At 45.2% G+C, this 24,231-nt stretch carries 29 protein-coding genes; all 29 read left to right on the top strand.

Annotation, left to right across the window (positions count from 1 at the left end; genetic code table 11):
• The first annotated feature begins 23 nt into the window (after positions 1–23).
• On the top strand, positions 24–395 hold the full coding sequence (locus tag MKY54_RS21325) for a hypothetical protein (protein ID WP_076141316.1): 372 nt from the start codon (positions 24–26) through the stop codon (positions 393–395).
• Between the two features lie 234 nt (positions 396–629).
• A complete protein-coding gene (locus tag MKY54_RS21320; protein WP_036676203.1) occupies positions 630–1,244 on the top strand; it encodes a genetic competence negative regulator in 615 nt (204 codons plus the stop codon).
• 152 nt (positions 1,245–1,396) lie between these two features.
• Positions 1,397–2,092 carry a glutamic-type intramembrane protease PrsW gene (gene prsW / locus MKY54_RS21315; protein WP_076134692.1) on the top strand — a complete coding sequence of 232 codons (696 nt, stop codon included), beginning with the start codon at positions 1,397–1,399 and terminating at the stop codon, positions 2,090–2,092.
• Positions 2,093–2,414: 322 nt separating this feature from the next.
• Positions 2,415–3,773, top strand: coding sequence for a germination protein YpeB (gene ypeB / locus MKY54_RS21310; protein WP_076192213.1), 1,359 nt, complete (start codon positions 2,415–2,417; stop codon positions 3,771–3,773).
• Positions 3,774–3,905: 132 nt separating this feature from the next.
• Complete coding sequence (locus tag MKY54_RS21305; RefSeq protein ID WP_036676209.1) at positions 3,906–4,559, top strand: flagellar brake domain-containing protein; 654 nt, start codon at positions 3,906–3,908, stop codon at positions 4,557–4,559.
• A gap of 207 nt (positions 4,560–4,766) precedes the next feature.
• The gene (gene cmk, locus MKY54_RS21300; protein WP_254848699.1) at positions 4,767–5,477 is read left to right on the top strand and encodes a (d)CMP kinase; all 711 of its coding nucleotides are present in this window, start codon (positions 4,767–4,769) and stop codon (positions 5,475–5,477) included.
• Entirely contained in the window at positions 5,474–6,061 is a 588-nt protein-coding gene (locus MKY54_RS21295) for a lysophospholipid acyltransferase family protein (protein ID WP_036676211.1), read from the top strand. Before cmk ends, MKY54_RS21295 begins: the two co-directional genes overlap by 4 nt.
• A gap of 174 nt (positions 6,062–6,235) precedes the next feature.
• Positions 6,236–7,558, top strand: coding sequence for a 30S ribosomal protein S1 (rpsA, locus tag MKY54_RS21290; RefSeq protein ID WP_170914203.1), 1,323 nt, complete (start codon positions 6,236–6,238; stop codon positions 7,556–7,558).
• A 176-nt stretch (positions 7,559–7,734) separates the two neighbouring features.
• Positions 7,735–9,060, top strand: a complete 1,326-nt coding sequence (der, locus tag MKY54_RS21285; protein ID WP_036676212.1) for a ribosome biogenesis GTPase Der — start codon at positions 7,735–7,737, stop codon at positions 9,058–9,060.
• A gap of 12 nt (positions 9,061–9,072) precedes the next feature.
• The gene (gene plsY, locus MKY54_RS21280; protein WP_036676213.1) at positions 9,073–9,690 is read left to right on the top strand and encodes a glycerol-3-phosphate 1-O-acyltransferase PlsY; all 618 of its coding nucleotides are present in this window, start codon (positions 9,073–9,075) and stop codon (positions 9,688–9,690) included.
• Positions 9,683–10,723 carry an NAD(P)H-dependent glycerol-3-phosphate dehydrogenase gene (locus MKY54_RS21275; RefSeq protein ID WP_076127494.1) on the top strand — a complete coding sequence of 347 codons (1,041 nt, stop codon included), beginning with the start codon at positions 9,683–9,685 and terminating at the stop codon, positions 10,721–10,723. Before plsY ends, MKY54_RS21275 begins: the two co-directional genes overlap by 8 nt.
• Positions 10,724–10,789: 66 nt before the next feature.
• Complete coding sequence (locus MKY54_RS21270) at positions 10,790–11,065, top strand: stage VI sporulation protein F (protein WP_038572437.1); 276 nt, start codon at positions 10,790–10,792, stop codon at positions 11,063–11,065.
• 197 nt (positions 11,066–11,262) lie between these two features.
• Positions 11,263–11,442 (top strand): DUF2768 family protein, encoded by a 180-nt coding sequence (locus MKY54_RS21265; RefSeq protein ID WP_036676218.1) that lies wholly within the window; start codon positions 11,263–11,265, stop codon positions 11,440–11,442.
• A 34-nt stretch (positions 11,443–11,476) separates the two neighbouring features.
• Complete coding sequence (locus tag MKY54_RS21260) at positions 11,477–11,845, top strand: 2Fe-2S iron-sulfur cluster-binding protein (protein WP_339187837.1); 369 nt, start codon at positions 11,477–11,479, stop codon at positions 11,843–11,845.
• Between the two features lie 30 nt (positions 11,846–11,875).
• Positions 11,876–12,622 carry a DUF3939 domain-containing protein gene (locus MKY54_RS21255; protein ID WP_254847661.1) on the top strand — a complete coding sequence of 249 codons (747 nt, stop codon included), beginning with the start codon at positions 11,876–11,878 and terminating at the stop codon, positions 12,620–12,622.
• A gap of 437 nt (positions 12,623–13,059) precedes the next feature.
• On the top strand, positions 13,060–14,538 hold the full coding sequence (spoIVA, locus tag MKY54_RS21250) for a stage IV sporulation protein A (protein ID WP_036676222.1): 1,479 nt from the start codon (positions 13,060–13,062) through the stop codon (positions 14,536–14,538).
• 377 nt (positions 14,539–14,915) lie between these two features.
• Positions 14,916–15,188: an HU family DNA-binding protein gene (locus MKY54_RS21245; RefSeq protein WP_036676223.1), complete on the top strand. Its 273-nt coding sequence runs from the start codon at positions 14,916–14,918 to the stop codon at positions 15,186–15,188.
• A 116-nt stretch (positions 15,189–15,304) separates the two neighbouring features.
• Positions 15,305–15,553 carry a trp RNA-binding attenuation protein MtrB gene (gene mtrB / locus MKY54_RS21240; protein ID WP_051490908.1) on the top strand — a complete coding sequence of 83 codons (249 nt, stop codon included), beginning with the start codon at positions 15,305–15,307 and terminating at the stop codon, positions 15,551–15,553.
• 94 nt (positions 15,554–15,647) lie between these two features.
• Complete coding sequence (locus MKY54_RS21235; protein ID WP_076184017.1) at positions 15,648–16,190, top strand: hypothetical protein; 543 nt, start codon at positions 15,648–15,650, stop codon at positions 16,188–16,190.
• A gap of 91 nt (positions 16,191–16,281) precedes the next feature.
• Positions 16,282–17,175 carry a heptaprenyl diphosphate synthase component 1 gene (locus MKY54_RS21230; protein ID WP_254857027.1) on the top strand — a complete coding sequence of 298 codons (894 nt, stop codon included), beginning with the start codon at positions 16,282–16,284 and terminating at the stop codon, positions 17,173–17,175.
• 3 nt (positions 17,176–17,178) lie between these two features.
• Positions 17,179–17,931, top strand: coding sequence for a demethylmenaquinone methyltransferase (locus MKY54_RS21225; RefSeq protein WP_139329851.1), 753 nt, complete (start codon positions 17,179–17,181; stop codon positions 17,929–17,931).
• The gene (locus MKY54_RS21220) at positions 17,924–18,796 is read left to right on the top strand and encodes a UbiA-like polyprenyltransferase (RefSeq protein ID WP_076184015.1); all 873 of its coding nucleotides are present in this window, start codon (positions 17,924–17,926) and stop codon (positions 18,794–18,796) included. Before MKY54_RS21225 ends, MKY54_RS21220 begins: the two co-directional genes overlap by 8 nt.
• Complete coding sequence (locus MKY54_RS21215) at positions 18,796–19,398, top strand: flavin prenyltransferase UbiX (protein ID WP_036676229.1); 603 nt, start codon at positions 18,796–18,798, stop codon at positions 19,396–19,398. The genes MKY54_RS21220 and MKY54_RS21215 overlap by 1 nt, the downstream gene beginning before the upstream one ends.
• Before the next feature lie 4 nt (positions 19,399–19,402).
• Positions 19,403–20,263 carry a menaquinone biosynthesis protein gene (locus tag MKY54_RS21210; RefSeq protein ID WP_076127500.1) on the top strand — a complete coding sequence of 287 codons (861 nt, stop codon included), beginning with the start codon at positions 19,403–19,405 and terminating at the stop codon, positions 20,261–20,263.
• Positions 20,260–21,228 (top strand): polyprenyl synthetase family protein, encoded by a 969-nt coding sequence (locus MKY54_RS21205; protein WP_076127501.1) that lies wholly within the window; start codon positions 20,260–20,262, stop codon positions 21,226–21,228. The genes MKY54_RS21210 and MKY54_RS21205 overlap by 4 nt, the downstream gene beginning before the upstream one ends.
• A gap of 99 nt (positions 21,229–21,327) precedes the next feature.
• Positions 21,328–21,771, top strand: a complete 444-nt coding sequence (gene ndk / locus MKY54_RS21200) for a nucleoside-diphosphate kinase (RefSeq protein WP_076127503.1) — start codon at positions 21,328–21,330, stop codon at positions 21,769–21,771.
• A 27-nt stretch (positions 21,772–21,798) separates the two neighbouring features.
• On the top strand, positions 21,799–22,602 hold the full coding sequence (locus MKY54_RS21195) for a protein-glutamate O-methyltransferase CheR (protein ID WP_036676236.1): 804 nt from the start codon (positions 21,799–21,801) through the stop codon (positions 22,600–22,602).
• A gap of 105 nt (positions 22,603–22,707) precedes the next feature.
• Entirely contained in the window at positions 22,708–22,869 is a 162-nt protein-coding gene (locus tag MKY54_RS21190; RefSeq protein WP_169744788.1) for a hypothetical protein, read from the top strand.
• A gap of 192 nt (positions 22,870–23,061) precedes the next feature.
• Positions 23,062–24,231, top strand: a complete 1,170-nt coding sequence (gene aroC / locus MKY54_RS21185; protein WP_076134686.1) for a chorismate synthase — start codon at positions 23,062–23,064, stop codon at positions 24,229–24,231.

Genomic DNA, 24,231 nt, shown 5'->3' with positions numbered 1-24,231 from the left:
TACCATACAAGGAGGCTGGAAATATGAATACTTCGTCATTTTTATGCGGGGTGCTGATGGGCGCCGCAGCCAGTATGATTATGTCCAAAAAGCGGAATTCTTTAATGTCTTCGCTAGGGCAATCGGGTGGTTCCATGAGTGGGGCTGCAGATAAAGCAAAAGAAAAAATAATCGGTATGGCCACGACTGGTTTTGGTAACACTGCTGTTTCAAGCAGTAATGCTCAAAGTAACGGTTCAAGCAGCGCAACCTCTGAGCATAAGACTGAATCACCAGTGAAGTCGAAGGAATCCAATCTTAAATTGTTAAAGGAATTCATTCGCAGCAATCCTGAAGTAAAGAGCGAAGTAGAGCAGATTCTTAAAGAAACGCATACAACCATACCGGGATTGTAACCGTAAAGGACTCCATCAGAATCATTTTGGGGATGAAATATTCCGCAGAATGATTCTTTTTTATTATTCAGGGCCTTGAAAATGGTTTATTCAATAGAGAGGATTTTATATATTTATTTACGTGCATTTATCTCGGCAAAATGATAACATACTTACATAGTAACCATTTTTGGCTCATTACTCGGGACTCATCATACATTATAATAAATGAGCTTGCAAAAGGAGGATCCTGTCATGAGAATAGAGCGATTAAGTCAAGATAAGATACGGATTTTCCTCACTTTTGACGACCTGAGCGAGCGGGGCATCCAGAAGGAAGACATGTGGCAGGAAGTTCCTAAGGTTCATGACCTGTTTACGGAGATGATGGATCAAGCATATAGTGAACTAGGTTTTGATGCCACGGGTCCGCTTGCCGTAGAAGTTTTCGCATTGCCCGCGCAAGGCATGGTCGTTATAGTGACCCGAGGAAAATATGATCACCATCAGTACGGTGCGTCCGGGGAAGAAGAATTGCCAGAAGAGATTTATGAAATGGAAGTTACTCTTGAACAAAGCGACTCCATTGTATATGCATTCCGCGATTTCGAGGTTCTGGTTGAAGCGGCTCATGTGCTCATCGGTAATATTACTTCCCAGGGGAAACTGTATTCTTATAACAATAAATGGTATCTGTATTTCGATCCAAAGGAATTTGAAGAAACGGCGTTGTCAGGTCTTGTTGGCGTACTTGCTGAGTTTGGAGATTCCTCACCGGTCACAGAAGCTGTTCTCGATGAATACGGGAAAACAGTGATGCCGGAGAATGCGGTCCAGTTATTGTGCACTCATTTTAAGCGTCAGGAGTAATTAGGCAAGACTAGGGGCTGATGACCATTGTTTAGGCCGATCAGCCCTAGTCTTGTTGTTGGTGATATGTCGGTCATTCTTGTATCAAAGTTATCATCTACCTTGCTGTGTAACGGCAGTAATAGGGTTTAGGGGTGTAGGGAGGTTATTCGGTGCTCGTGTTATCGGTCATTACGTCGGCAGTAGCGCCGGGACTTGCTCTGTTGACCTTTTTTTATCTGAAAGACAAGTATGATCAAGAACCGCTTCATGTAGTCATTAAAGTATTCTTGCTCGGCCTTCTGATTGTGTTTCCAGTAATGATCATTCAGAGAGGGCTGATGCTGGGACTAAATGGTGGTCCCTACGTGGAGTCGTTTCTCATATCCGCTGGCGTGGAAGAATGTCTAAAGTGGTTTGTGCTGTACCATATGATTTACAATCATACCGAATTTGACGAGCCATATGATGGGATACTATACGCTGTGGCGATTTCGCTCGGCTTCGCAACAATAGAAAATGTAATGTACGCTTGGTATAGCAACGCTTCAATCGGATCAATGTTTCTAAGAGCACTTCTTCCGGTTTCTGGACACGCTATGTTTGGTGTGATCATGGGCTACCATATGGGAAGGGCGAAGTTCTCAAAAGGAGTTCATACCCGCAGAATTCTGGTGTTTTCTCTCCTGTTGCCATGGATGTGGCATGGGATATATGACTTTATTTTGAGTACGACAGCCAACTATTGGATATGGTTTATTGTGCCTCTGATGGCTATCCTATGGTATGGAGGTATGGGAAAGGTTGCTAGGGCCAACAGCCGTTCTCCTTTCCGCTTTCTGAAACGTGAAGAAGAGGTTAACCTATAATCGAGATGGACACACTTATATTCGAAGGGCAGTTCCTAGTAAGGAATTCCAGAGAGGAGAGAGGTGTCTTTTTTTGCGTATAAAAGTACGTATCGTTTGCAAACAGTGCGGTGAGACCTACATATTAAGAGGGATTAAAGAGCATGGTGTCATTCAAACCGGCTTTAAACAATGCCTTTGCAGTAATAGCAGTGGCTTTGAGATTGAAGAGAGAGCATGAGCGGACGTTATAGTCACATTGTGTAGCAACTTCAGTGCATAAGACTCCTAGTTTATTGTCAAACTAACGCCAATAAGCTATCGAAAGGAGTCTTGTAGCCCTATGTACAAAAGATTAAGTGCTGTAATGTTCCCGCTGACCGCGCTGCTGCTGATTGGTGCGCTTGTGTGGGGTTATCAGGAGAATCAGGAGAAGAATTCAATACTAATTAAGGCGGAGAACCAATATCAACGCGCCTTTCATGATTTGTCCTATCATGTGGACCGTCTTCATGGTGAGCTTGGAAATACGCTTGCGGTTAACTCTGCTTCTAATGGGATGCACCGCAAAGGACTTGTGAATGTGTGGCGGATGACTAGTGAGGCCCAAAATGAGATTAACCAGCTGCCGCTGACCTTGCTGCCATTTAGCAAAACAGAGGAGTTTCTGTCCAAAATCTCCAACTTTTCTTATAAAGCCGGGATTCGTGACTTCACTAAAAAACCTCTGACAGATGGAGAGCTGAGCAATCTAAAAGCATTGTACAAGAACTCAGGAGAAATCTCTAAGGATTTGCAAGAGGTACAAAATAAAGTCATTGGCAATCGGCTGCGCTGGATGGATGTTGAAACGGCGTTGGCGACAGAAAATAAAGCGGAGGACAACACGATTATTGACGGCTTCAAAACGGTGGATAAACGTGTAGGGGCATATCCTGAGCTAGACTGGGGTCCATCAGTAGCAAGCATCTACGATAAACGTTCCGTCAAAATGCTCGGAGGTACCCCCGTGACTGCCGAAGACATCAAACGTAAGGCGTTGAAGTTCGCGGATGCGGGCTCCAATGCTAAAGTGGATGTTAAAGAAAATGGGAAGAACACCGAATGGCCATCCTATACAGCAACTGTTAGCGCTTCGAATAAGAAGCACGCCATTAGTATGGATTTCACCAAAAATGGCGGGTTGCTGATCTCTTATTATGATAACCGTGAGGTTGGCCCTGCCAAAGTTTCTATTAAAGAAGCCGTTACCAAAGCAGAGCAGTTTCTTGAGAAAAAAGGATATCCCCATATGACTGCAGTCAGCGCTGATCGTTACGATAATATCGGGAATTTGACCTTTGTAACCAAACAGAATGATGTATTGATTTATCCTGAAAAGATGACCATTCGTATGGGGCTGGATACAGGTGATACCATCGGTTTTGAGGCCAGCGAATACGTCAATGAGCACAAGGACAACCGGAAGCTTCCAAAACCAAAGCTTACCCTTGCAGAGGCGAGAAAATTTCTGAATTCTGATTTCAAGGAGCAATACAATCGCTTGTCCTGGATTAAAAATGATGATTCCGTCGAGGTCTTGACTTACGAGTTCGGTGGAGGGGTTAATGGCTCAAAGTATCGTATTTACATTAACGCCGAGGATGGAATTGAAGAGTCTGTGGAAGAAATCAGACCTTCTTCGGGGTCTGAGGCAAAATAAAGGGAGGGCGCATCCAGCAGTTGGGTGCGTCCCTTTTTTTGCAATATCTATAAAATATATCTGACTGGCTGATATTCCCATGCTATAATCAGGGGTAGTGATAATTACTAAACTGATGTGGCGGTGACATCTTTGTATCCTAAAATTAACGAATATCTATACATACAGGTTGCTTCCAGTGACGCTGCTGAAGCAGAAGTTGAATATAGATCAAGAATTGCAGAGACGGAAGAAGACGCATTCCTGATTGAAATTCCTATGCAGGAGAGCAATGGTCGTCTAAAAAGGCTCTTTATGGGGGACGAGCTTTCGGTTTATTTTTTAACTGAGGGTGGCATCAAAAATTACTTTAATACTTATGTACTGGGCTTTAAAGAAGATGTAATTCGTATGGTCCGGATTCAAAAGCCGGAGACAGATTCGATTTTTAAGATCCAGAGAAGAAGCTTTTTCCGAGTGAATGCAGATCTAGAGCTTGCTGTGAAGGATAGCCTTGGCAAACGGTTCCTGGTTCGTACAGATGATATTGGTGGTGGAGGAATCTCCTTTTTGGTGGATAACCAGGTTAAGCTGGAGGTTGGTAATAAATTGTCCTGCTGGGTACTGGTGCCTTATCGAAACGGAAGCACGGAGCATGTCAATTTTGAAGGTGAAGTAGTGCGCATTAAAAAGCTGGAGAATGGACGGCTTTTAGCGATGTTGAAATTTGTCGCTATTTCAGATTTGGAACGCCAGAAAATTATCCGTTATTGCTTCGAACGTCAGTTTGATTTCCGCAACAGATAAGCATTTTTTACAGCTCTATTAAGCTGTCTGATTTTGCACTGAAGTATAAACTGTGGTATAATTTTATAAGTCGCAGGCAATGCCTGCTTTTTTCTTGATAATATCATCAAGCATAACAATTTATGTGTGCTCCTTGATATTGCAGGAATAGTTTTCGTAACGCTAGATGCTTTTTTTATGAAAGAGTGTTTGAGGAGGAATGCCCCGTTGGATAGGCAGGGTACACATACTTATGACAGAATAAACGTCGCCATCGACGGACCTGCCGGGGCAGGCAAGAGCACTGTAGCCCGATTGGTAGCCCAGAAGTTGTCTTATATCTATGTCGATACTGGTGCAATGTACCGGGCAATCACCTGGTATATGATCCAAGAAGGCATTGAACCGGAAGATCAGCATCGAGTGAACGAGAAGGTTCGCGACATGGTGATTGAACTTATTCCGGAACGAGACATTCAGAAGGTGCTGATTAATGGGGAAGACGTGACCCCACATATTCGGAGCCTTCAGGTTAGCGGCCTTGTGTCGCAGTATGCGAAGATCGAGGATGTAAGATCCAGACTGAGTCAATTGCAGCGTCAGATGGCGCTTCGCAAAGGCGTGGTAATGGATGGCCGCGATATCGGTACAACCGTGCTGCCGGATGCCGAGGTAAAGATTTTTATGACGGCAAGTGTGGAAGAACGAGCTCTCCGTCGTTATAAGGAACTGAGAGACGCGGAATCGGTGACGCTTCAGCAGCTTGAACACGATATTGCAAAGCGGGACCGTCTGGATGAAGGACGGGAGATTTCACCGCTGCGCCGTGCAGAAGATGCTATTCTTCTGGATACGACCTTAATGAATATCGATCAAGTTGTGGAGGCCATTGTATCCCACTGTAGATCTCATGTTGACGGGGAGAGAAATCATTTATGATTTATGCAATTTGTGTTGGATTGCTTCGCTTGATTTACGCAATCCTTTTCCCACTTAAGATTGTGGGGAAAGAAAATGTGCCAAAGGAGGGCGGGGTACTGCTCTGCGCTAACCACATTAGTCTGCTTGATCCAATGACTATTGGAATTAAGCTGGACCGTCAGGTAAAGTATATGGCTAAGGCTGAACTGTTTGAGGTTCCGGTGCTTGGCTGGCTCATTAATAAATTGGGTGCTTTTCCGGTGAAACGTGGCGGCGTAAGCAAAGAATCCATAAAAACGGCCCTTAACACACTTCGTAATGGTAATGTCATGGGTATCTTCCCGGAGGGTACGCGTAACTCTGATGCCGGAGTGGCCAAGAAGGGTGCTGCTAGCTTTGCACTTCGAAGCGGCGCAGCAGTTATTCCAGCGGCTATTATCGGCCAGTATAAACCCTTTCGACGCATGGTCGTTGTCTACGGTGCTCCTGTAGACCTTAGTCAATTTGCCGGTGCGGGGAGCGAATCTCTCGAGGCTGTTACCGATGTCATTATGGATCGCATCCGTGAGATGAAAGAGACAGGTAAACCAAGTGCTAGTTAAGGGATGAGCAGAACAACAAATTTTGCTCAATGTTTTGATTAAATAACGGCATAGCCGCTATTTTTTGGAACATACTATCATCAAGTGTAAGTGAAATATTATGCATTGCTTGTTTTGAACTCTGCTATACGCAGGTTTAAATAAATGGGGTTTTGAATCGAGGAGGCTAATCACATGTCTGAAGAAATTAAAAATCAGGAAGCTGCGGAAAAGAATGAATCCGTAGAAGCGGTGGATTCCGCTGTGACAGAAAATAACGGAGCTGTAGAAGAAGTTGCTGCCGTTAACGAAGAAGAAGTGACTAACCAAGCTGACTTGGAAATCATTTCTCTGAAAAAAGGCGATACCGTGAAAGGAACAATCGTCAAAATCGAAGATAACCAAGCTTATGTAAGCATTGGATATAAATACGACGGTGTGATTCCAATTCGCGAATTGTCCGCAGTACAACTGGACAACGCTGCTGCAGCAGTAGAAGTTGGACAGGAAGTAGAATGTAAAGTTGTCAGCATCAACGACAACAAGGAAAGCCTTGTTCTTTCCAAACGTGCTGTTGATAGTGAAAAATCATGGGAAGATCTTGAGAAATACTTCGCTTCCCAAGAAGCTTTCGAAGTTACTGTGGCTGACGTTGTTAAAGGTGGCCTCGTAGCTGATGTTGGAGCTCGCGGATTTATCCCAGCTTCCATGGTAGAGCGTCACTTCGTTGAAGATTTCAGCGATTACAAAGGCCGTACCTTGCGCGTTAAAGTGAAAGAACTTGACCGTGAGAACAGCAAAGTAATCTTGTCTGCTAAAGAAGTTCTTGAAGAAGAATTCGAAGCTAACAAGCTGAAAATTATGGCTGAACTATCTGAAGGCCAAATCATCGAAGGTACAGTACAACGTCTGACTCAATTCGGCGCATTTGTTGATGTGGGCGGAGTTGACGGTCTTGTACACGTATCTGAAATCGCTTGGAGTCACGTAGAGAAACCTTCTGATGTAGTATCTGAAGGTGATAAAGTACGTGTTAAAGTATTGAAGGTTGATCCTGAAAAAGGAAAAATCAGCCTGAGCATCAAAGCTGCTGCTCCAGGTCCTTGGGACTCTGCTGCTGGCGAAATCAACATCGGTGATGTTGTAACAGGCGTTGTAAAACGTCTTGTGAACTTCGGAGCATTCGTAGAATTGCTTCCGGGTGTGGAAGGTCTTGTGCATATCTCACAAATCTCCCACAAACACATCGCTACTCCACACGAAGTATTGAAAGAAGGACAAGAAGTTCAAGTGAAAGTTCTGGACTTCAATCCATCCGAGAAACGTGTTAGCCTGAGCATCAAAGAAACTGAAGAAGCTCCAGCTCCATCTGCTAGACCTGAACGCAGCAATAGCAGAGACAGAGCTCCTAAAGAAGTTCTGAACAACCCTAACGTTTCCCTTAGCAACGAAGGCCTTAGCTTTACGCTTGCTGAACGTTTTGGTGACAAGCTGGACAAATTTAAGGGTAATAACTAATCCCTAAACGAGCTTTTGAATATACGGGTAAAGTAATCGGCGAGCCCTCGATACGGGGGTTCGCCGATTGTCTTTTTTTCGGAACTGGTCGGATTATTGAGAGTTAACATGATTGTTAGCCAATTTAAATGTTTTTTGCTATGATGAGTAACGTAAGGATGACAGGAGGAATGAATATGGCAAGACCCGTTGTGGCAATTGTTGGGAGGCCTAACGTCGGAAAATCGACGATATTTAATCGGCTGATTGGCGATAGATTAGCCATTGTAGAAGATAAGCCGGGGATTACACGTGACCGGATTTATGGTATTTCAGATTGGAACGGTAAGTCGTTCAGTGTGATTGATACCGGAGGTATTGAAATTGATGGAGAAGATACAATTCTGAAATCAATCCGTGTTCAAGCGGAGCTGGCGATTGAAGAAGCGGATGTTATTGTATTTATGTGTGAGGCGAAGAGTGGTGTGACGAATTCAGATGAAGAGGTAGCTCAGATTCTGTTCCGTTCAGGTAAACCGGTCGTTCTTGCCATCAACAAAGTGGATAATATGAAGCGTGCGGATGATATTTATGAGTTCTATAGCCTTGGTTTTGGCGATCCAATCGGAATTTCTGGTAGTCACGGAACCGGACTCGGCGATTTGCTAGATGCTGTAGTTGAACGCCTACCTGAGAAAATAGATGATGAATACGATGAGGATGTCATTCGTGTAGCTTTGATTGGCCGTCCGAATGTAGGTAAATCCTCTCTGGTTAACGCGATTTTGGGCGAAGAACGTGTTATCGTCAGCGATATTGCAGGGACTACAAGAGATGCTATCGATACTCCTTTTGAACGTGATGGGCAACGTTATGTGCTTATCGATACGGCAGGTATGCGTAAAAAAGGCAAGGTATACGAGAACATTGAAAAATACAGTGTTATGCGAGCTATGCGTGCGATTGAACGGGCTGATGTGGTCCTCGTTGTAATTAACGGCGAAGAGGGCATCATCGATCAGGACAAGCATATTGCTGGTTATGCACATGAAGCTGGTAAAGCATCTATTTTTGTTGTCAATAAATGGGATGCCATTGTGAAAGACGATAAGACTATGCAGAACTTCGAGACGAAGATTCGTGACCATTTCTTGTTTATGAGTTACGCACCGGTTGTCTTTTTGTCGGCTTTAACCAAACAGCGTTTGCAAAAACTGCTGCCTGTTGTACAGCATGTATCTCAACAGCACGCACTGCGCATTACTACACATTTGGTGAACGACGTTGTATCTGATGCAATCGCGATTAACCCTCCACCAACTGACAAAGGCCGTCGCTTGCGTATTAACTATGTAACGCAGGTTGCGGTTAAGCCGCCTACGATTGTGGTGTTCGTGAATGATCCGTCGCTGATGCATTTCTCCTATGAACGTTATCTGGAGAATAAAATTCGCGCAGCATTTAATTTCGAAGGAACACCAATCCGTCTCTTTACACGGCGCAAATCCGAAAACGAAGGTTAGGGGAGAAGAAGTGTGGCGCTTGAACTTCTGGTTATCGTTGTAAGCTATTTGCTTGGTTCTGTCAGCTTTAGTGTACTGCTTGCAAAGTTGCTAAAGGGAATTGATATCCGTCAATACGGAAGCGGAAATGCGGGGGCTACCAATACACTGCGTGTATTGGGTAAAGGTCCTGCAATACTAGTGCTGTTGCTGGATGTGCTGAAAGGGGTGGCCGCTGTATGGTTAGGAACCTGGGTCGGCGGTTGGGGAACCTGGGTTCCGGCTCTTTGCGGAATCGCTGCCATCATCGGACATAATTGGCCGCTCTATTTTCGTTTTCGTGGGGGGAAAGGCATTGCTACTACGATCGGTGTTATGGCTACGCTTTGTTTATGGCCAGCGCTGCTCGCCGGTATCATCGCCATCCTGTCTATCTTTATCACACGTTACGTGTCCCTTGGCTCATTAATTTTTGTAGCACTGACACCAGTGGCTTTATTGTTGACAGGATTTACACAACCTGTGCTCTGGACCAGTATTATTATTGCGGTCTTCGCCTTCTGGCGGCACCGGACGAATATTGTAAAGATCGTAGAAGGCCGTGAGAACAAGATAGGCTCAAAAGTTAAAGGAGGGAATCGTGTTGTCTGATAAAGTTACCGTACTTGTAGCGGGGAGCTGGGGAACTGCGCTGGCTAGTGTGCTGGCTGCAAACCACTCGGAAGTTTATCTGTGGACACGCAACTCTGATCAAGCTGCCGAGATCAATGGCTCTCATACGAATAATAAGTATCTGCCTGGCATCGCATTGCCAGCTAACATTATTGCAACTACGGATATGGAAACGGCAGTGTCCGGTTCTAAGGCGGTTGTAATTGTAGCTCCGTCTTCAGGAATGCGGCAGGTTGCTCGCAGTCTGAAGCCATTCTGGAAGGATGACATGTTATGTGTTCATGCTACGAAGGGCTTTGAGTCGGAAAGCAATAAGCGGATGTCCATCGTAATTGCAGAGGAACTAGGCTGTGACGAAGGGCAGATCGTCGTCCTCTCCGGTCCAAGTCATGCAGAGGAAGTTGTACGCCGGTGTCCTACAACCGTTGTAGTTGCTTCACCTGATGACAAACGTAGCGCCGAAGCGCAGGAATTGTTCATCAACAACGATTTCCGTGTATATACGAATCGTGATCAGGTAGGGGTAGAGCTTGCCGGAGCTCTTAAGAATATTATTGCCCTTGGTGCAGGTCTATCCGATGGCCTTGGATATGGGGACAATGCTAAAGCAGCGCTTTTGACCCGTGGACTCGCCGAGATATCTCGGGTGGGAGTTGAGCTTGGAGCCAATCCTTTGACCTTTGCCGGCCTTGCCGGAATTGGCGACCTTGTTGTGACGGCTACTAGTCAGCACAGCCGTAACTGGCGCGCTGGGTCCATGCTTGGTCAAGGCAAGCCGCTGGCCGAGGTGCTGGAATCCATGGGGATGGTAGTCGAAGGTATTCGTACTACCGAAGCAGCTTATGCAATTTCGCTCAAGCTGGGTGTGCAGATGCCGATTACGGATCAGATTTATCATGTGCTCTTTCAAGGAAGAAGCCCACGCAGTGCGGTTGAAGCCTTGATGGGTCGTGATCGTAAGCCTGAGCTTGAGTCGATCTCCCAGGAAACTTGGGAGCAGTGGCATTCCTGATCCTGTTCACCTTTTTCCGCAAATTCTCATATGTTGTAATGGGGATTGACGGAGGAGGGATGAAAAGTGAGCAGAGATTTTTCCAAGGATGCATTGAACGCCATTAACAAAAAGGCGGGCAAGAACATTACGGAAAGTGCCGTCAAAAAGCTAGCCAGTACGGTAAAGCCAGGAACTACGCAGAATGAAGCCCAGCTCCGCCAGTTAATTAAGCAGGTGTCATCAATGGCGAAAGTGCCGGTCAGTGAAGCTACTGTGCAGGAGATTATCAATGCCGTTAAAAAAGGCGGCGCAGGTTCCAGCACAATGGAGTCTTTAATGAAAATGATGCTTAAAAAATAGCTTTAAGTTGGGTGAGCAAAAGAAAACGGATCAATGAACGATTCCGTCGTCTTTTGCTTTTTTTTATATTCCTGATAATTTTCACGAAGCGTAATTTATTTAAAATAATACATAAAAAATGATGTTTTTTTACAGAAAAGGATAAGGTCATGATATAATAGTCCCTAATAAATTACAGGCGAATGGGGGCTTTGACCATGGATCCGATGACGAAAATGTGGTTATCCCTGATTGCGATGCTGATTATGGGATTATCAGTATTTCTTATAACTTTTGCTCGGAGCAAAACCAAGGGATTGCTTAAGGCTGTACTGTCTATACTTGCTTTTGTCATCATGTTAGTGGGCCTATTGGGCGGAGTTGTTTCAATTATGTAAGCAGTTACATAGTGTTGAGGAAGGAAGTAACATCATGAAATCACAAAAAGGAGTTACCGTTGTATTTCAACCAGAAGGTCGTAAAGCTGTTGTGAACCGTGGCATTTCGTTATTAGAGGCCGCTCGTAAAGCAGGAGTGCCAATTACAACTAGATGCGGAGGCAAAGCAGGCTGTCTGATGTGCAAGGTTACAGTCGCGAAGGAAGAGGCTGCTGCAGTAAGGCCTCCCGGAGATATTGAGCGGCGTAAGCTTGGATCGGCCTTAGAAGATGGAACGCGTCTGGCCTGTCAGGCTGCCGTATGGAGCGACGTAACCGTTCAGGTGCCGGAAGATCCACTGAAGGCTGCGGTGCGCCGTAAGCTTGAAGCAGCGCGGCGTAGGGAAGAAGATGAACTGTGGTAGCGTAAGAATGTCACCGTGGGAGGGACTCGGTTGGAGTTTATAGGATATAAAATGAAACTGAAGGCAGGGGCCAAGCTTTTGCTAGGGATGGTATCGCTCGCGCTTACGCTTTCGGGCTGTCTATACCCAGGTGAAGAGAAGCGGGCTAGTGTTAATTATCGGGAAAGTGTTAAACGGATACAAGCAGCCGTTGATGATTATCAACAGGAGGAAGGGGTATTGCCCATTCTTAATGCGGATGAAACTACTCCAAGGTATGAGAAGTTTCGTATTGACCTGGGGAAGTTGAATAATAAGGGATATTTGGATGATATACCGGCTACCGCTTTTGAGCAGGGTGGAAGTGCTTATTTTCTTATTTTGAATGAGGAAATTGATCCTGTGGTGAAGGTGATGGACCTTGTTACGGTTCAAAAGGTGAATGACGTGCAACGACAGGTTAACCGTTATAAATCAGCTCATGGCGGCAACCTGCCTGTGCTTGATGAGCTATACCCCGGATTGTATACCATTGATCATAAGCAGGCGGGTACAAGCTCTATAACCTTAACTAGCGTCTATTCCGGTCAAGTTCTTGACTTTATCATGGATAAGGATGGAACTGTCTACGTAGATTATGTTTTTGATATCATGGCTGCCGTCGATAAGAAGGGTGGAGAGCACGACAAGAATCAGGACTTGCGACTGGATCTGGAGGAAGCTTCATATTACGTTCCCGTAAAGTCTTTGCCGTATCTATGGATTAATAATCAGCCGATCCCACAGCCTCCAAGTTAGAGTTATAGTTTAAAAGCGTCTAAGCTTCGGTTTTATCCGGGGCATTAGGCGTTTTTTGTTTATAACCTTTTAATCTCAGCATCCACTAAAAATAGTTCTATCAACGAATCCTACCTCATAAGATGGATGAGTAAGCTTCCGGGCGTCAGACGCCTTGCGGCGCGCAGACTTAACTTTTTTTGAAATTACATTGTGAAATGCGCGAATATGGGTCATAAATTCGTTCCGGATACATATGATGATACTAGTCCAAATGCATGTCCGAGCATTCGGAGTTTAGCGCGGGGCAAGTACGTCCCGGTCGAAAGCAGCTAGGCTTCGGGCGGGCATACGATAAGTCCGGTTGATGTCCTGCAAGGGTCAGATTACCGGCGGAACGCGAAGTCGATGCTCTTCAGGCATTTTTTCTTCGGAGTAATATGAGGAGGGGATCTCTTTTGGAAAAAGTGGATATTTTCAAGGACATTGCCGAGCGTACCGGCGGAGACATTTATCTTGGCGTCGTCGGCGCGGTTCGCACGGGGAAATCGACATTTATCAAGCGCTTCATGGAAACCATTGTCCTGCCAAACATCACGAATGAGGCTGATCGAGTAAGAGCTGTGGATGAGCTTCCGCAAAGCGCAGCAGGCAAAACGATTATGACGACAGAACCGAAGTTTGTGCCAAACAACGCAGTCCAAATCAAGGTTGCGGAAGGGCTTGAGGTTAATGTTCGTCTGGTAGACTGTGTGGGTTACGCTGTAGAGGGTGCAAAAGGTTACGAGGATGAAAATGGACCACGTATGATCTCTACACCTTGGTTTGAAGAGCCTATTCCTTTTCAGGAAGCGGCAGAAATCGGGACACGTAAGGTTATTCAGGAGCATTCAACGCTAGGTGTAGTGGTAACAACAGATGGTACGATTGCAGAAATTCCGCGGAACTCGTACGTGGACTCTGAAGAGCGCGTCATTGCAGAGCTGAAGGAAGTGGGTAAGCCGTTTGTGCTTGTCATTAACTCCACCCGGCCACGCAGTGAGGAAGCGCAGCAGCTCCGTAACGAGCTAGCCATCAAATACGATATCCCAGTTATGACGCTAAGCGCCGCAAACATGAGCGAAGATGACGTAACTGGTGTGCTGCGGGAAGTGCTTTATGAATTCCCAGTGCATGAAGTAAATGTAAATCTGCCAAGCTGGGTTATGGTGCTTGGAGAAAACCACTGGCTACGTAGTAGTTATGAGAACTCCGTTCGCGATACGGTAAAAGACATTCGCCGCCTGAGGGATGTTGACCGCCTCGTATCTCAGTTCACCGAATATGACTTTATTGATAAAGCTGGCCTAAGTGGTATGAACATGGGTCAGGGTGTAGCAGAGATCGACCTGTATGCTCCAGAAGAGCTGTACGATCAAGTTCTGATGGAAGTGGTTGGGGTTGAGATCCGCGGTAAGGATCATTTGCTCCAGCTTATGCAGGAGTTCTCACATGCGAAACGAGAATACGACCGATTCTCAGAAGCTTTGGAAATGGTCAAGACTACTGGCTATGGTATCGCGGCTCCATCCTTAGCTGAAATGGCACTCGACGAGCCAGAACTGATTCGTCAGGGCTCTCGCTTCGGGGTTCGCTTAAAGGCTACGGCACCATCCATTCATATGATTCGGGTGGATGTGGAGTCTGAATTCTCGCCAATCATCGGAACGGAAAAGCAAAGCGAAGAGCTGGTTCGTTATCTGATGCAGGACTTTGAGAATGATCCTATTAAGATTTGGGAATCCGATATTTTTGGCCGCTCCCTGCACTCCATTGTAAGAGAAGGAATTCAAGGCAAGATAGCTATGATGCCGGATAATGCGCGCTACAAACTGCAAGAAACGCTTGGCCGCATTATAAATGAGGGTTCCGGCGGACTTATTGCAATTATTCTCTAAGCTGAATATAAATAAATTCAAAGAGTGGGAGAAATCCTGCTCTTTTTATTTGTATCTATCCTAAAACTTGATTCCTAGTTCCTATAATAACGGTGAATCTGACTCAATTATTCTGATGAAATAAAGACCTTAAATGCTCCTATAGGTCTAACAAATTAGATTGAATTTAGATAAATATGCAAGGATAGATGATAATTTCTGCTCCTTTTTTGAGTAACAGCTTGAATTTATGGATGGGCTGTATTACTATAAGTTTGTTGCGCTTCAAGGTCTAAGGGCGCCAAAGTTAAGTTTTAAACGGGATTATCACGTATATTTTACGTTGAAACGGAAACAGTGTATGATACCGGAGAATTTACTCAGGGAGGTGAGAAAACATGAATAAATCAGATTTGATCAATGTAGTTACAGAAGCAACTGAACTTCCCAAGAAGGATGCTACTAAAGCTGTAGATGCGGTTTTCGAAGCAATTACAGAAGCACTGCAAAGCGGTGATAAAGTACAACTGGTTGGATTCGGAAACTTTGAAGTGCGTGAGCGTTCTGCACGTAAAGGCCGTAACCCGCAAACTGGTGAAGAAATCGAAATTCCTGCAAGCAAGGTACCGGCATTCAAACCCGGTAAGGCGCTGAAAGACGGAATCAAATAAAGATTTCTACATACCTATCCCATAGTCTTTTTAAGAACAACTATGCCGCCCTCCAAGGCGGCATTTGTTTTTTGAAATACTATGAACTGTATAATAGGTTTAGAGGAGGATGAGTGATGATGGATAAAAATACGGGTACTACTCCGCTTCCAACGGGCAGCGACTATATTGTGGTTAAGGCTAAAGATAATGGCGTTCAGGTCATTGGGTTAACCAGAGGTACAGATACACGTTTTCATCATACAGAGAAGCTGGATAAGGGCGAGGTATTGATTGCCCAGTTTACTGATCATACCTCAGCGATGAAGATCCGCGGTAAGGCTGAAATATGGACAAAGCACGGACAATTGGAAAGTGAAAGCTGAAAAGCAGGCATAGCCTGCTTTTTTTCAAAATATAGTAAAGATAAATGATCGTATTCCGCTAAGAGTGGGAATTATGGATAAGGGGGGCGTGTTCATGAACAAGGCCTGGTGGGTTGGAGCCGTATTACTCTTGACTGCAACCTCTGCTGTAATATTGCCCAAAGTGGCAGATATGGATTCAACCTTACAGCAGCGAAATGGTGCAGTGGAGACTTTTACTGGCGGCCATAACACGGTGCTAGACAACGATAATCTTGTTGATGTTCTTGGCGCACTTCCATTGACCTTATCCATTGATAGCGTAGACTGGGAGGATCACGTTCTGTCTCTGGATTTAAAAGTGAGCGGAAATGATCATGAACCCCAGGAGCTTTATCGAAATATGGCACAGACTATTTCTTTTGCTTTTCAAGAAACCTCGAATGTGGATCAGCTTCTGCTGCGCATCGTGGTCATGGATAAATGGCTGGATAGCCGCCGGCTGCTGCTAGCAGGGGATATCAGACGCGCGGAGTGGTCCGTTGAACTCCAGAATGAACTTCAGTCTGCGGGTAATTTCCCCATTTCCGAGCGTCTCAAGACGGGCTTCCGTATTAGTGAGACTGAGCTCTGGAAGAAGCAGTTCATTTATCCTTGAGAAGAATAAAAGAAACTCAGTTGTATCACAGTGCGTGACAAAAAAACATGTGATATAATAGACAAGATTGTGAACAAAGGAATTAATATAAATGTCAATGGCTTCGGAGGCTGAAATGAAACCGTACTGCATACCGCAACTGGCAAAACCCTACACCGACTACGACATGATTCAGAAGCATACGGATTTGCCGCCGTTTTCTGATGGCCGGGGTCATTTGTTATATATTTTTCTAAACCATGGATCTTCTGTAAAAGGAAGTACTGGTGAGTTGTATACGCTCGTAACCGCACTTATTCAACTTGGACTAGATACACATGAGGTAATTGACCGCTCGAATGATAGACGCGGTGGAGATCCTATGCGTTCCCGTCAATTAAAGGTATTGGCTGGCGATTATTTTAGTAGCTGGTTTTACCATCTGCTTGCAAAGAGTGATCAGATTGAGATGGTTGGAATCTTGAGTAAGGCGATTGCTGATTTCAATGTCTTGAAAGCGAACCTCTATGTGAAGATGAGAGGAATCCGTCTTTCGGCTGAACAATACTTGCGGCACATGGTACAGCTCAATATGCGGCTGTTCCTTTCTTTTACGCCCATGATCGAGAATTCCTTAGTGGAATTGTGGGAGAAGTTATTGACAGAGTTCAGTCAATGCGAAACTGTTGCCATAGAGCTTCAGCGTTGTGATAACCTTGAGAATGCTAGCAATGGTTATTGTTACTGGAAGATGCTGGAGTCAGCGACAGAGGAAGAACGCAAACAGCTTCAAGACCAGAACCTTGATCAGAAGGACTGGAAGATGCTGAAGATGAAATATAAATGTGATTCTCTGCTGACGGACATGCTCCATCAGTCGATTCAGTCGATTCAGGGACTATTACAAAGCGTTAAAGACGAAAGCCTGCTTAGAGAGCTTGAGATAGCGCTGGATCGTATTCTCCTGCAGATGAAAGTCTCAGGACAAGCAGCCGTGGAGGGTTAGTGGATGACTATGGACAAAACTACAACTGCTGTGGGTGATAACAGCAAGCCGAAGGAACAGTTTGTGCACTCGGTGTTTGAGAGTATTGCAGGTAAATATGATTTGATGAATGACATCTTAAGCTTTCGCCGCCATAAGGCTTGGCGTAAGTTCACGATGAAGAAGATGGGTATGAAGCGCGGGGATTCAGCTGTAGACTTATGCTGCGGCACTTGCGATTGGAGCATTGCCTTGGCCGAAGCCTCACAGACAGGGAATGTGATAGGGCTCGACTTCAGTGCAGGCATGCTTGAAGTGGGGCGCCGTAAGGTGGAGGAGCGCAAGCTTCAGGACCGGATCTCTCTCGTACAGGGCAACGCTATGGAGTTGCCTTTTGAAGACAACGCATTTGATTATGCAACGATTGGTTTTGGACTCCGCAACGTACCGGATCTTGTTCAAGTGCTGAACGAGATGAAACGAGTGGTGAAGCCCGGAGGAATGGTGGTCTGCCTGGAGCTTTCCAAGCCGATGAAACAACCGTTTAAAGGTATCTATTTCTTTTATTTTCAGCGTGTACTCCCATTGCTGGGCAAGTTATTCGCTAAAAGGTATGAGCAATACAAATGGTTGCCAGAATCGCTGGCGCTGTTCCCTGACCGGGAGCAATTAGCTGCTATTTTCCGTGAAACCGGACTGCAAAAAGTGGAATCCTTCCCCTTGACCGGAGGCATCGCGGCATTACATATTGGGCTCAAGGAGAACGGGAATGTTTAAGAAAATCGGTATCTTTTTACAAATGATCAAGTTTGAACATACGGTATTTGCTTTACCTTTTGCTTTTATGGGCGCTTTACTTGGTTCCGTTGTCATGTCTGGCACGCTACCTACCTGGAGCCAGATTGGTTGGATCGTAGTGGCTATGTTTGGGGCACGGAGCGCTGCTATGGGGCTGAATCGACTGATTGACCGGATAAGTGATGCTAAGAATCCACGCACAGCGGGAAGAGCTATTCCTGCAGGATTATTGAAGATCGGTGAAGTCGTCATTTTTATCGGCATTTCGTTTTTCTTACTCTTTTGGGCAGCCTTTAAGCTGAATCCTTTGTCGGCCAAGCTCTTGCCGATCGCAGTTTTCCTTCTTGTCATTTATTCATTTACTAAGCGCTTTACATGGGCCTGCCATCTTATCCTCGGTCTGACCATTGCGCTTGCACCTTTAGGCGGTTGGGTAGCTGTAACTGGTAGTGTGAATTGGACTTCAATGGTATTTTATTTCACTATTGTGTTTTGGACTGCAGGTTTTGATGTAATTTATTCTTGTCAGGATGTTGAGTTTGATCTAAAAGAGGGCTTGAAGTCCATTCCGGTTCGGTTCGGGGTTCAAGGTGCACTCTTTATTGCCCGCGTATTTCACATTCTCACGGCGATTGGATTCGTATCGTTGCTGTTTATGACGGATTTAAGCTGGTGGTATGTAGCAGGCATGATCATCGCATATATCATTCTCTTTTATGAGCACTACATTGTATCTCCGAGTGACCTGAGCCGTCTGCAGACTGCTTTTTTCACTATGAACGGCGTATTGAGCATCGTGGTGTTCTCTTTCACTTTGATTGACTTGGTGGTGCAGTTCTACTAATGACGCTTACTAAACCGAAAAACATCGTGGTTGGAATTACAGGAGCAAGCGGTGCGATATATGGTGTTCGTCTAACTGAAACCTTGCTGTCACTAGGCTACTCCGTGCATTTGGTAGTTAGCAATGCGGGCTGGCGCGTATTTAAAGAAGAACTTGGCTATATCGCATCAGACCGGGAGGGCTTTTTGAACGAAAGGTTCAAAGGCTATCCCGGTTCTCTGCTTTATCATCCTGTTGCGGATATCGGCGCATCCATTGCAAGTGGTTCGTTTCGTGTGGAAGGGATGATTATTATGCCTTGCTCTATGGGAACATTATCCGCGGTAGCGAATGGGACCTCTGATAATCTGATGACACGTGCTGCTGACGTTATGCTCAAGGAAGGCCGCCCACTGGTGCTTGTACCTCGTGAGACTCCACTGCATGCTATTCATCTAGAGAATATGTTGAAGCTGTCCCGTCTGGGAGTTCGGATGATTCCCGCAATGCCGGCTTTTTATTTTGGGCCGCAAAGTATGGATGATCTGATTAATTTCATGGTGGGCAAAGTGCTTGACAGCTTTAATATTGAACACAATTTATTTCGAAGATGGGGGGATTGAAAGGATGGACAATAACAGCCACACCATCATTGGCAAAATCAGCTATACCAACTCATGGCCGGTATTTCACAATTTTCATCCCTCTGCACTGAAATATCCTGCAGAGATGGTGAGTGAGGTACCTGCCATTCTTAATCAGGGGATGAGCCGTGGAACTATTCATGTAGGTGCTTTATCCTCTTTTGCTTATGCTGAGGCCAGTGACAAATTATTACTTCTACCTGATTTATCGGTTAGCGCGGACGGTCCTGTGAGATCAATATTCCTTTTTTCCAGGGTGCCATTTGCTCAGATTGGCAGCGGTAAGATCGCTGTTACGAATACTTCTGCAACCTCAGTAAATTTGCTGAAAATTTTAATGGAAAAAGCTTTTGGCAATAAACCGGAGTATATTAGCGCTAATCCTGATTTGGATGACATGATGCATGAAGCGGATGCCTGTTTATTAATTGGTGATAATGCTATTAAGGCCTCATGGCAGGATCAAGGTTATATCGTTACTGATCTAGCTGAGGTTTGGAAGGAATGGACGGGCTTAGGGATGACCTTTGCGGTCTGGGCAGTGAATCGAAAGGCTGCGGAGGACAAACCGGAAGCTATTTCTGAGATTGCAGAGGCTTTTGCCGAGAGTAAAATGCGGGGATTGAGAGATTTAGATCCTATTGTACAAGCAGCTTGTTCTAACATTGGAGGAACAAAGTCTTATTGGGAAGGGTACTTCCGCAATTTATGTTATGATTTTGGAGAAAGGCAGCAGCAAGGTTTGAACCTCTATTTCCGCTATGCCTATGAGATGGGCCTGCTGCCGCAGGAAGTGAAGATGGAGATTTGGAGCCATAAACTGTTGACACGGGTGAAAGAATGAAACGACTGCAAATATTCGGATTACTGAACAGAGATATGGATCAGATTGAAAAAGAGCTGTACCGCAGTGTACAGGGGGATGACGATCTGCTTACAGAAACCTCCCTGCATTTATTAAAGGCAGGCGGCAAAAGATTACGTCCCGTATTTGTCCTAATGGGCGGGAAATTCGGTAAGTATGATCTGGAAAAACTGAAACGGGTGGCGATACCGTTAGAGTTGATCCATAGCGCTTCACTGGTCCATGATGATGTGATCGACGATGCAGAATTGCGCCGTGGTGAACTCACCGTGAAAGCAAAATGGGGCGATAAAATTGCCATGTACACTGGTGACTACATATATGCAAAAGCGCTGGTTATGACTACGGAGCTGAAGAATCCACGAATTCATCAAATTCTGTCTAAGGCGATGATCGAAATGTCGATCGGAGAGATGGAGCAGATTCGTGACTTTTTCAACAGTGAGCAAAGTGTACGTCATTATCTACGGCGTATCCGCCGCAAAACAGCCCTGCTGATTGCAGTTAGCTGCCAACTCGGCGCTCTTGCTGCTGAGGCAGATCCAGAAGTAGCTCGTCTGCTTTATAATTATGGATATAACGTGGGTATGGCGTTCCAGATTCGTGATGATTTACTGGATCTCTCAGGCACAGAGAAACAGATCGGTAAACCTCCGGGCAGTGATATGCGGCAAGGAAACATTACACTTCCAGTGATTTATAGTCTTGAGGATGAGCGACTGCGCGAGTCATTGCTTGAGGAACTGAAGTCTATACGTGAGGGACATAGCACGGTAGGACATGCGATTGATCTCATTCTTTCCGGAGACGGAATCGCCCGTTCTGAGGAGCTCGCTTCACGTTATATCGACAAGGCGCTGGCGGCGCTGGAACAATTGCCTAACAATAAGACTAAGCGCAATCTGCGCGATATTGCGTATTTTATAACAGGTAGAAGTTATTGATCTTCTGGTGAGATTGAAATTAAACGTTTCCAGAAAGCAATGTTTCTGTTAAGATAGCGTCAAAACAACCCTTCAAATGGGAAAATGGAGAGTGCTTCTATGGAAAAGACGTATCTGATGGTCAAGCCTGATGGAGTTCAACGTGGATTAATAGGGCGTATTGTTGCCCGCTTTGAGGATAAGGGGTTTAAATTGGTCGCTGCTAAACTGATTACAGTGAGTGAGGATCAAGCGAAAAGACATTATGCTGAGCATGCAGGCAAAGACTTTTTTTCAGAGCTGGTCTCTTTCATCACTTCAGGTCCAGTGTTTGCAATGGTATGGGAAGGCGATGATGTCGTAACTTTATCCCGGACACTCATAGGCAAAACAAAAGTTGGAGAAGCTCTGCCAGGCACGATTCGTGGCGACTTTGCCAGCCATACACCACTTAATTTAATTCATGGATCAGACTCGCCTGAAAGTGCAGAACGGGAAATTGCTAATTTCTTTGCTCCAGATGAACTGAATCAGTATAACAAAGACATCGCAGTCTGGATGTAAGGTCCAGGTGGGAGGCAGGGGATTAACATGTCTGATCGTAATGTTGCAGCATTAACAACAGATCCAGATTATAGCGGATTTATTCACAACGTTAAACAAAGCACCGGAATTGATCTGGCTCAATATAAAGAAGCACAGATGAAGCGGCGTTTGACGACTCTTCGGATGAAGAATGGTTATCATACCTTCAGTGATTTTTTTGCAGCGATGATGAAAAATAAGGACTTATTTTATGAATTTTTAGATCGAATGACGATCAATGTCTCTGAGTTCTGGCGGAATCCGAATCGCTGGGAAGTTTTGCGGGATATTATCCTCCCTGACCTCCAGCAGTCGGGCCGCAAATTAAAGCTGTGGAGCGCGGCATGTTCCACAGGCGAAGAGCCTTACACGCTGGCTATGATTTTGTCGGACAAGAATATATTGGCGCAGACAGGTATTCTTGCCACTGACATTGATGATGGCGCTTTATCCAAAGCAAAGCAGGGTCTTTATTTGGAACGTTCTTTAAAGGATGTGCCGAAAGACGTGGCAGCACGTTATTTTACGCCGGAAGGCCCTGTCTTCAAGGTCAGCGATTCACTTAAGAAAAATATAGATTTCCGCAAACAAAATTTGCTCTTGGACAAGTTCGACGAAGGTTTCGATCTTATTATTTGTCGCAATGTAATGATCTATTTTACTGAAGAAGCGAAGAACAAGCTCTATCATAAGTTTTCGGCTAGCTTACGTCCGGGTGGTTATTTGTTTGTGGGCAGCACAGAGCAAATCTTTACACCGGCTCAATATGGCTTTGAATCGACGGAAACTTTTTTCTATCGTAAAAAATAAATACTTTTTGCTCCTTCGCCATTAACTTCAAAGGTATACTTTCGCAAAAGTTCAGTGATACTGGATAGTAGAATCTGTACGCTAAGTGAAAGGAAAGTTAAACCGATGGACAAAAGCAAGGTCATTGCCGCGTACAAACGAGGCTTTATCACCGTTCGTGAGTGCGGGCAAATTCTCGGTGTGGAGGAAATGCAATTGGAGCGCCTTCTGCAGCTGGAAGAGCGTAAGTCTACATTCCCTCCACCAAGCCAGCGGCTCGGCAGCTAACAAGCTGAGGACCCAGCCGAGGAGCGCCATTCATACTCTTAAGGGTATGGATGGCGCTTTTTATTTCGGTATACATACAGTGTTTCTAGGGAGATCCCTTTCTTGTCAAAGCGGATTCCCTATACTATAATGAGCAAAGATCATAGGATTTTAGCGGTTTACAGTTTAAAAGTATAAAAGGGGGAAGACATCATGAGTTTACGCTATTTAACAGCGGGGGAAACGCACGGCCCCCAGCTAACGGCTATTATTGAGGGATTGCCAAGTAATTTAACTTTGGATTTTGAAGAGCTTAACTTTCAATTGCATCGTCGACAAAAGGGATACGGACGTGGACGCCGCATGCAGATTGAGAAAGATACGGCACAGATTGTAGGTGGAGTACGTCACGGCTATACTACGGGTGCTCCGGTAGCCTTGGTAGTAGAGAACAAGGATTGGACTCACTGGAAGAACATTATGAATATTGAACCTATTCCAGGCAGTGATGAAGAAAAACGCCGGGTAAATCGGCCGCGTCCTGGACATGCAGATTTGAATGGTGGATTGAAGTACAATCATACGGATCTTCGCAACGTTCTGGAGCGCTCCAGTGCCCGCGAAACCGCAGCCAGAGTCGCATGTGGCGCTGTAGCCAGACAGCTGCTGGCAGCTTTTGGTGTGAAAGTAGCAGGTCAAGTCATTCGCATTGGTGAAATTGAGGCTCCTGCAAATGATCTGCCTATCGATGAGCTGATTGAACGGACAGAACAGTCTTCTGTCAGAGTTGTCGACAAAGAAACAGAACAGAAAATGGAGGCTTACATAGATCAGATCAAGGAAGAGGGCGACTCCATCGGTGGAATCGTTGAATGTATCGTCGAAGGACTGCCCATTGGACTTGGCAGCTATGTACAGTCAGATCGGAAGTTAGACGGGGCAATTGCTGGGGCAGTAATGTCGATTAATGCCTTCAAAGGCGTTGAAATCGGCATTGGGTTTGAAGCAGGTAAATTGCGTGGATCGCAAGTCCATGATGAAATTATGTATGAAGCTTCTAAAGGATACTATCGCGCAAGCAATCGTTTAGGCGGTTTTGAAGGCGGGATGACGAATGGCATGCCGGTAGTGGTTCGTGGTGTTATGAAGCCTATTCCTACCTTGTATAAGCCACTTCAAAGTGTAGATATCGATACGAAAGAACCTTTTACTGCTCAAGTAGAACGTTCGGATGCATGTGCAGTTCCAGCGGCATGTGTGGTTCTGGAAAGCGTAGTGGCATGGGAAGTTGCTAAAGCATTTCTTGATAAATTCGGCGGGGATTCTCTCGAAGAAATTAAAGCGAATTATGAAAACTATCTTGCACAATTGGAGAGTTATTAA

This window comes from Paenibacillus sp. FSL P2-0121, assembly GCF_037975345.1.
Classification (GTDB): Bacteria; Bacillota; Bacilli; order Paenibacillales; family Paenibacillaceae; genus Paenibacillus_AQ; species Paenibacillus_AQ odorifer.
The sequence above is the reverse complement of the archived record's forward strand: the minus strand, read 5'-3'. Positions and strand labels throughout refer to the sequence as shown.

Bases quoted from the DNA above. Each gene is read 5' to 3' on its own strand.
- MKY54_RS21325 (WP_076141316.1), top strand. From the start codon at position 24: ATGAATACTTCGTCATTTTTATGCGGGGTGCTGATGGGCGCCGCAGCC.
- MKY54_RS21320 (WP_036676203.1), top strand. From the start codon at position 630: ATGAGAATAGAGCGATTAAGTCAAGATAAGATACGGATTTTCCTCACT.
- ypeB (WP_076192213.1), top strand. From the start codon at position 2,415: ATGTACAAAAGATTAAGTGCTGTAATGTTCCCGCTGACCGCGCTGCTG.
- MKY54_RS21295 (WP_036676211.1), top strand. From the start codon at position 5,474: ATGATTTATGCAATTTGTGTTGGATTGCTTCGCTTGATTTACGCAATC.
- rpsA (WP_170914203.1), top strand. From the start codon at position 6,236: ATGTCTGAAGAAATTAAAAATCAGGAAGCTGCGGAAAAGAATGAATCC.
- der (WP_036676212.1), top strand. From the start codon at position 7,735: ATGGCAAGACCCGTTGTGGCAATTGTTGGGAGGCCTAACGTCGGAAAA.
- MKY54_RS21265 (WP_036676218.1), top strand. From the start codon at position 11,263: ATGGATCCGATGACGAAAATGTGGTTATCCCTGATTGCGATGCTGATT.
- MKY54_RS21260 (WP_339187837.1), top strand. From the start codon at position 11,477: ATGAAATCACAAAAAGGAGTTACCGTTGTATTTCAACCAGAAGGTCGT.
- MKY54_RS21245 (WP_036676223.1), top strand. From the start codon at position 14,916: ATGAATAAATCAGATTTGATCAATGTAGTTACAGAAGCAACTGAACTT.
- mtrB (WP_051490908.1), top strand. From the start codon at position 15,305: ATGATGGATAAAAATACGGGTACTACTCCGCTTCCAACGGGCAGCGAC.
- MKY54_RS21235 (WP_076184017.1), top strand. From the start codon at position 15,648: ATGAACAAGGCCTGGTGGGTTGGAGCCGTATTACTCTTGACTGCAACC.
- MKY54_RS21230 (WP_254857027.1), top strand. From the start codon at position 16,282: ATGTCAATGGCTTCGGAGGCTGAAATGAAACCGTACTGCATACCGCAA.
- MKY54_RS21225 (WP_139329851.1), top strand. From the start codon at position 17,179: ATGACTATGGACAAAACTACAACTGCTGTGGGTGATAACAGCAAGCCG.
- MKY54_RS21220 (WP_076184015.1), top strand. From the start codon at position 17,924: ATGTTTAAGAAAATCGGTATCTTTTTACAAATGATCAAGTTTGAACAT.
- MKY54_RS21215 (WP_036676229.1), top strand. From the start codon at position 18,796: ATGACGCTTACTAAACCGAAAAACATCGTGGTTGGAATTACAGGAGCA.
- MKY54_RS21210 (WP_076127500.1), top strand. From the start codon at position 19,403: ATGGACAATAACAGCCACACCATCATTGGCAAAATCAGCTATACCAAC.
- MKY54_RS21205 (WP_076127501.1), top strand. From the start codon at position 20,260: ATGAAACGACTGCAAATATTCGGATTACTGAACAGAGATATGGATCAG.
- ndk (WP_076127503.1), top strand. From the start codon at position 21,328: ATGGAAAAGACGTATCTGATGGTCAAGCCTGATGGAGTTCAACGTGGA.
- MKY54_RS21195 (WP_036676236.1), top strand. From the start codon at position 21,799: ATGTCTGATCGTAATGTTGCAGCATTAACAACAGATCCAGATTATAGC.
- MKY54_RS21190 (WP_169744788.1), top strand. From the start codon at position 22,708: ATGGACAAAAGCAAGGTCATTGCCGCGTACAAACGAGGCTTTATCACC.
- aroC (WP_076134686.1), top strand. From the start codon at position 23,062: ATGAGTTTACGCTATTTAACAGCGGGGGAAACGCACGGCCCCCAGCTA.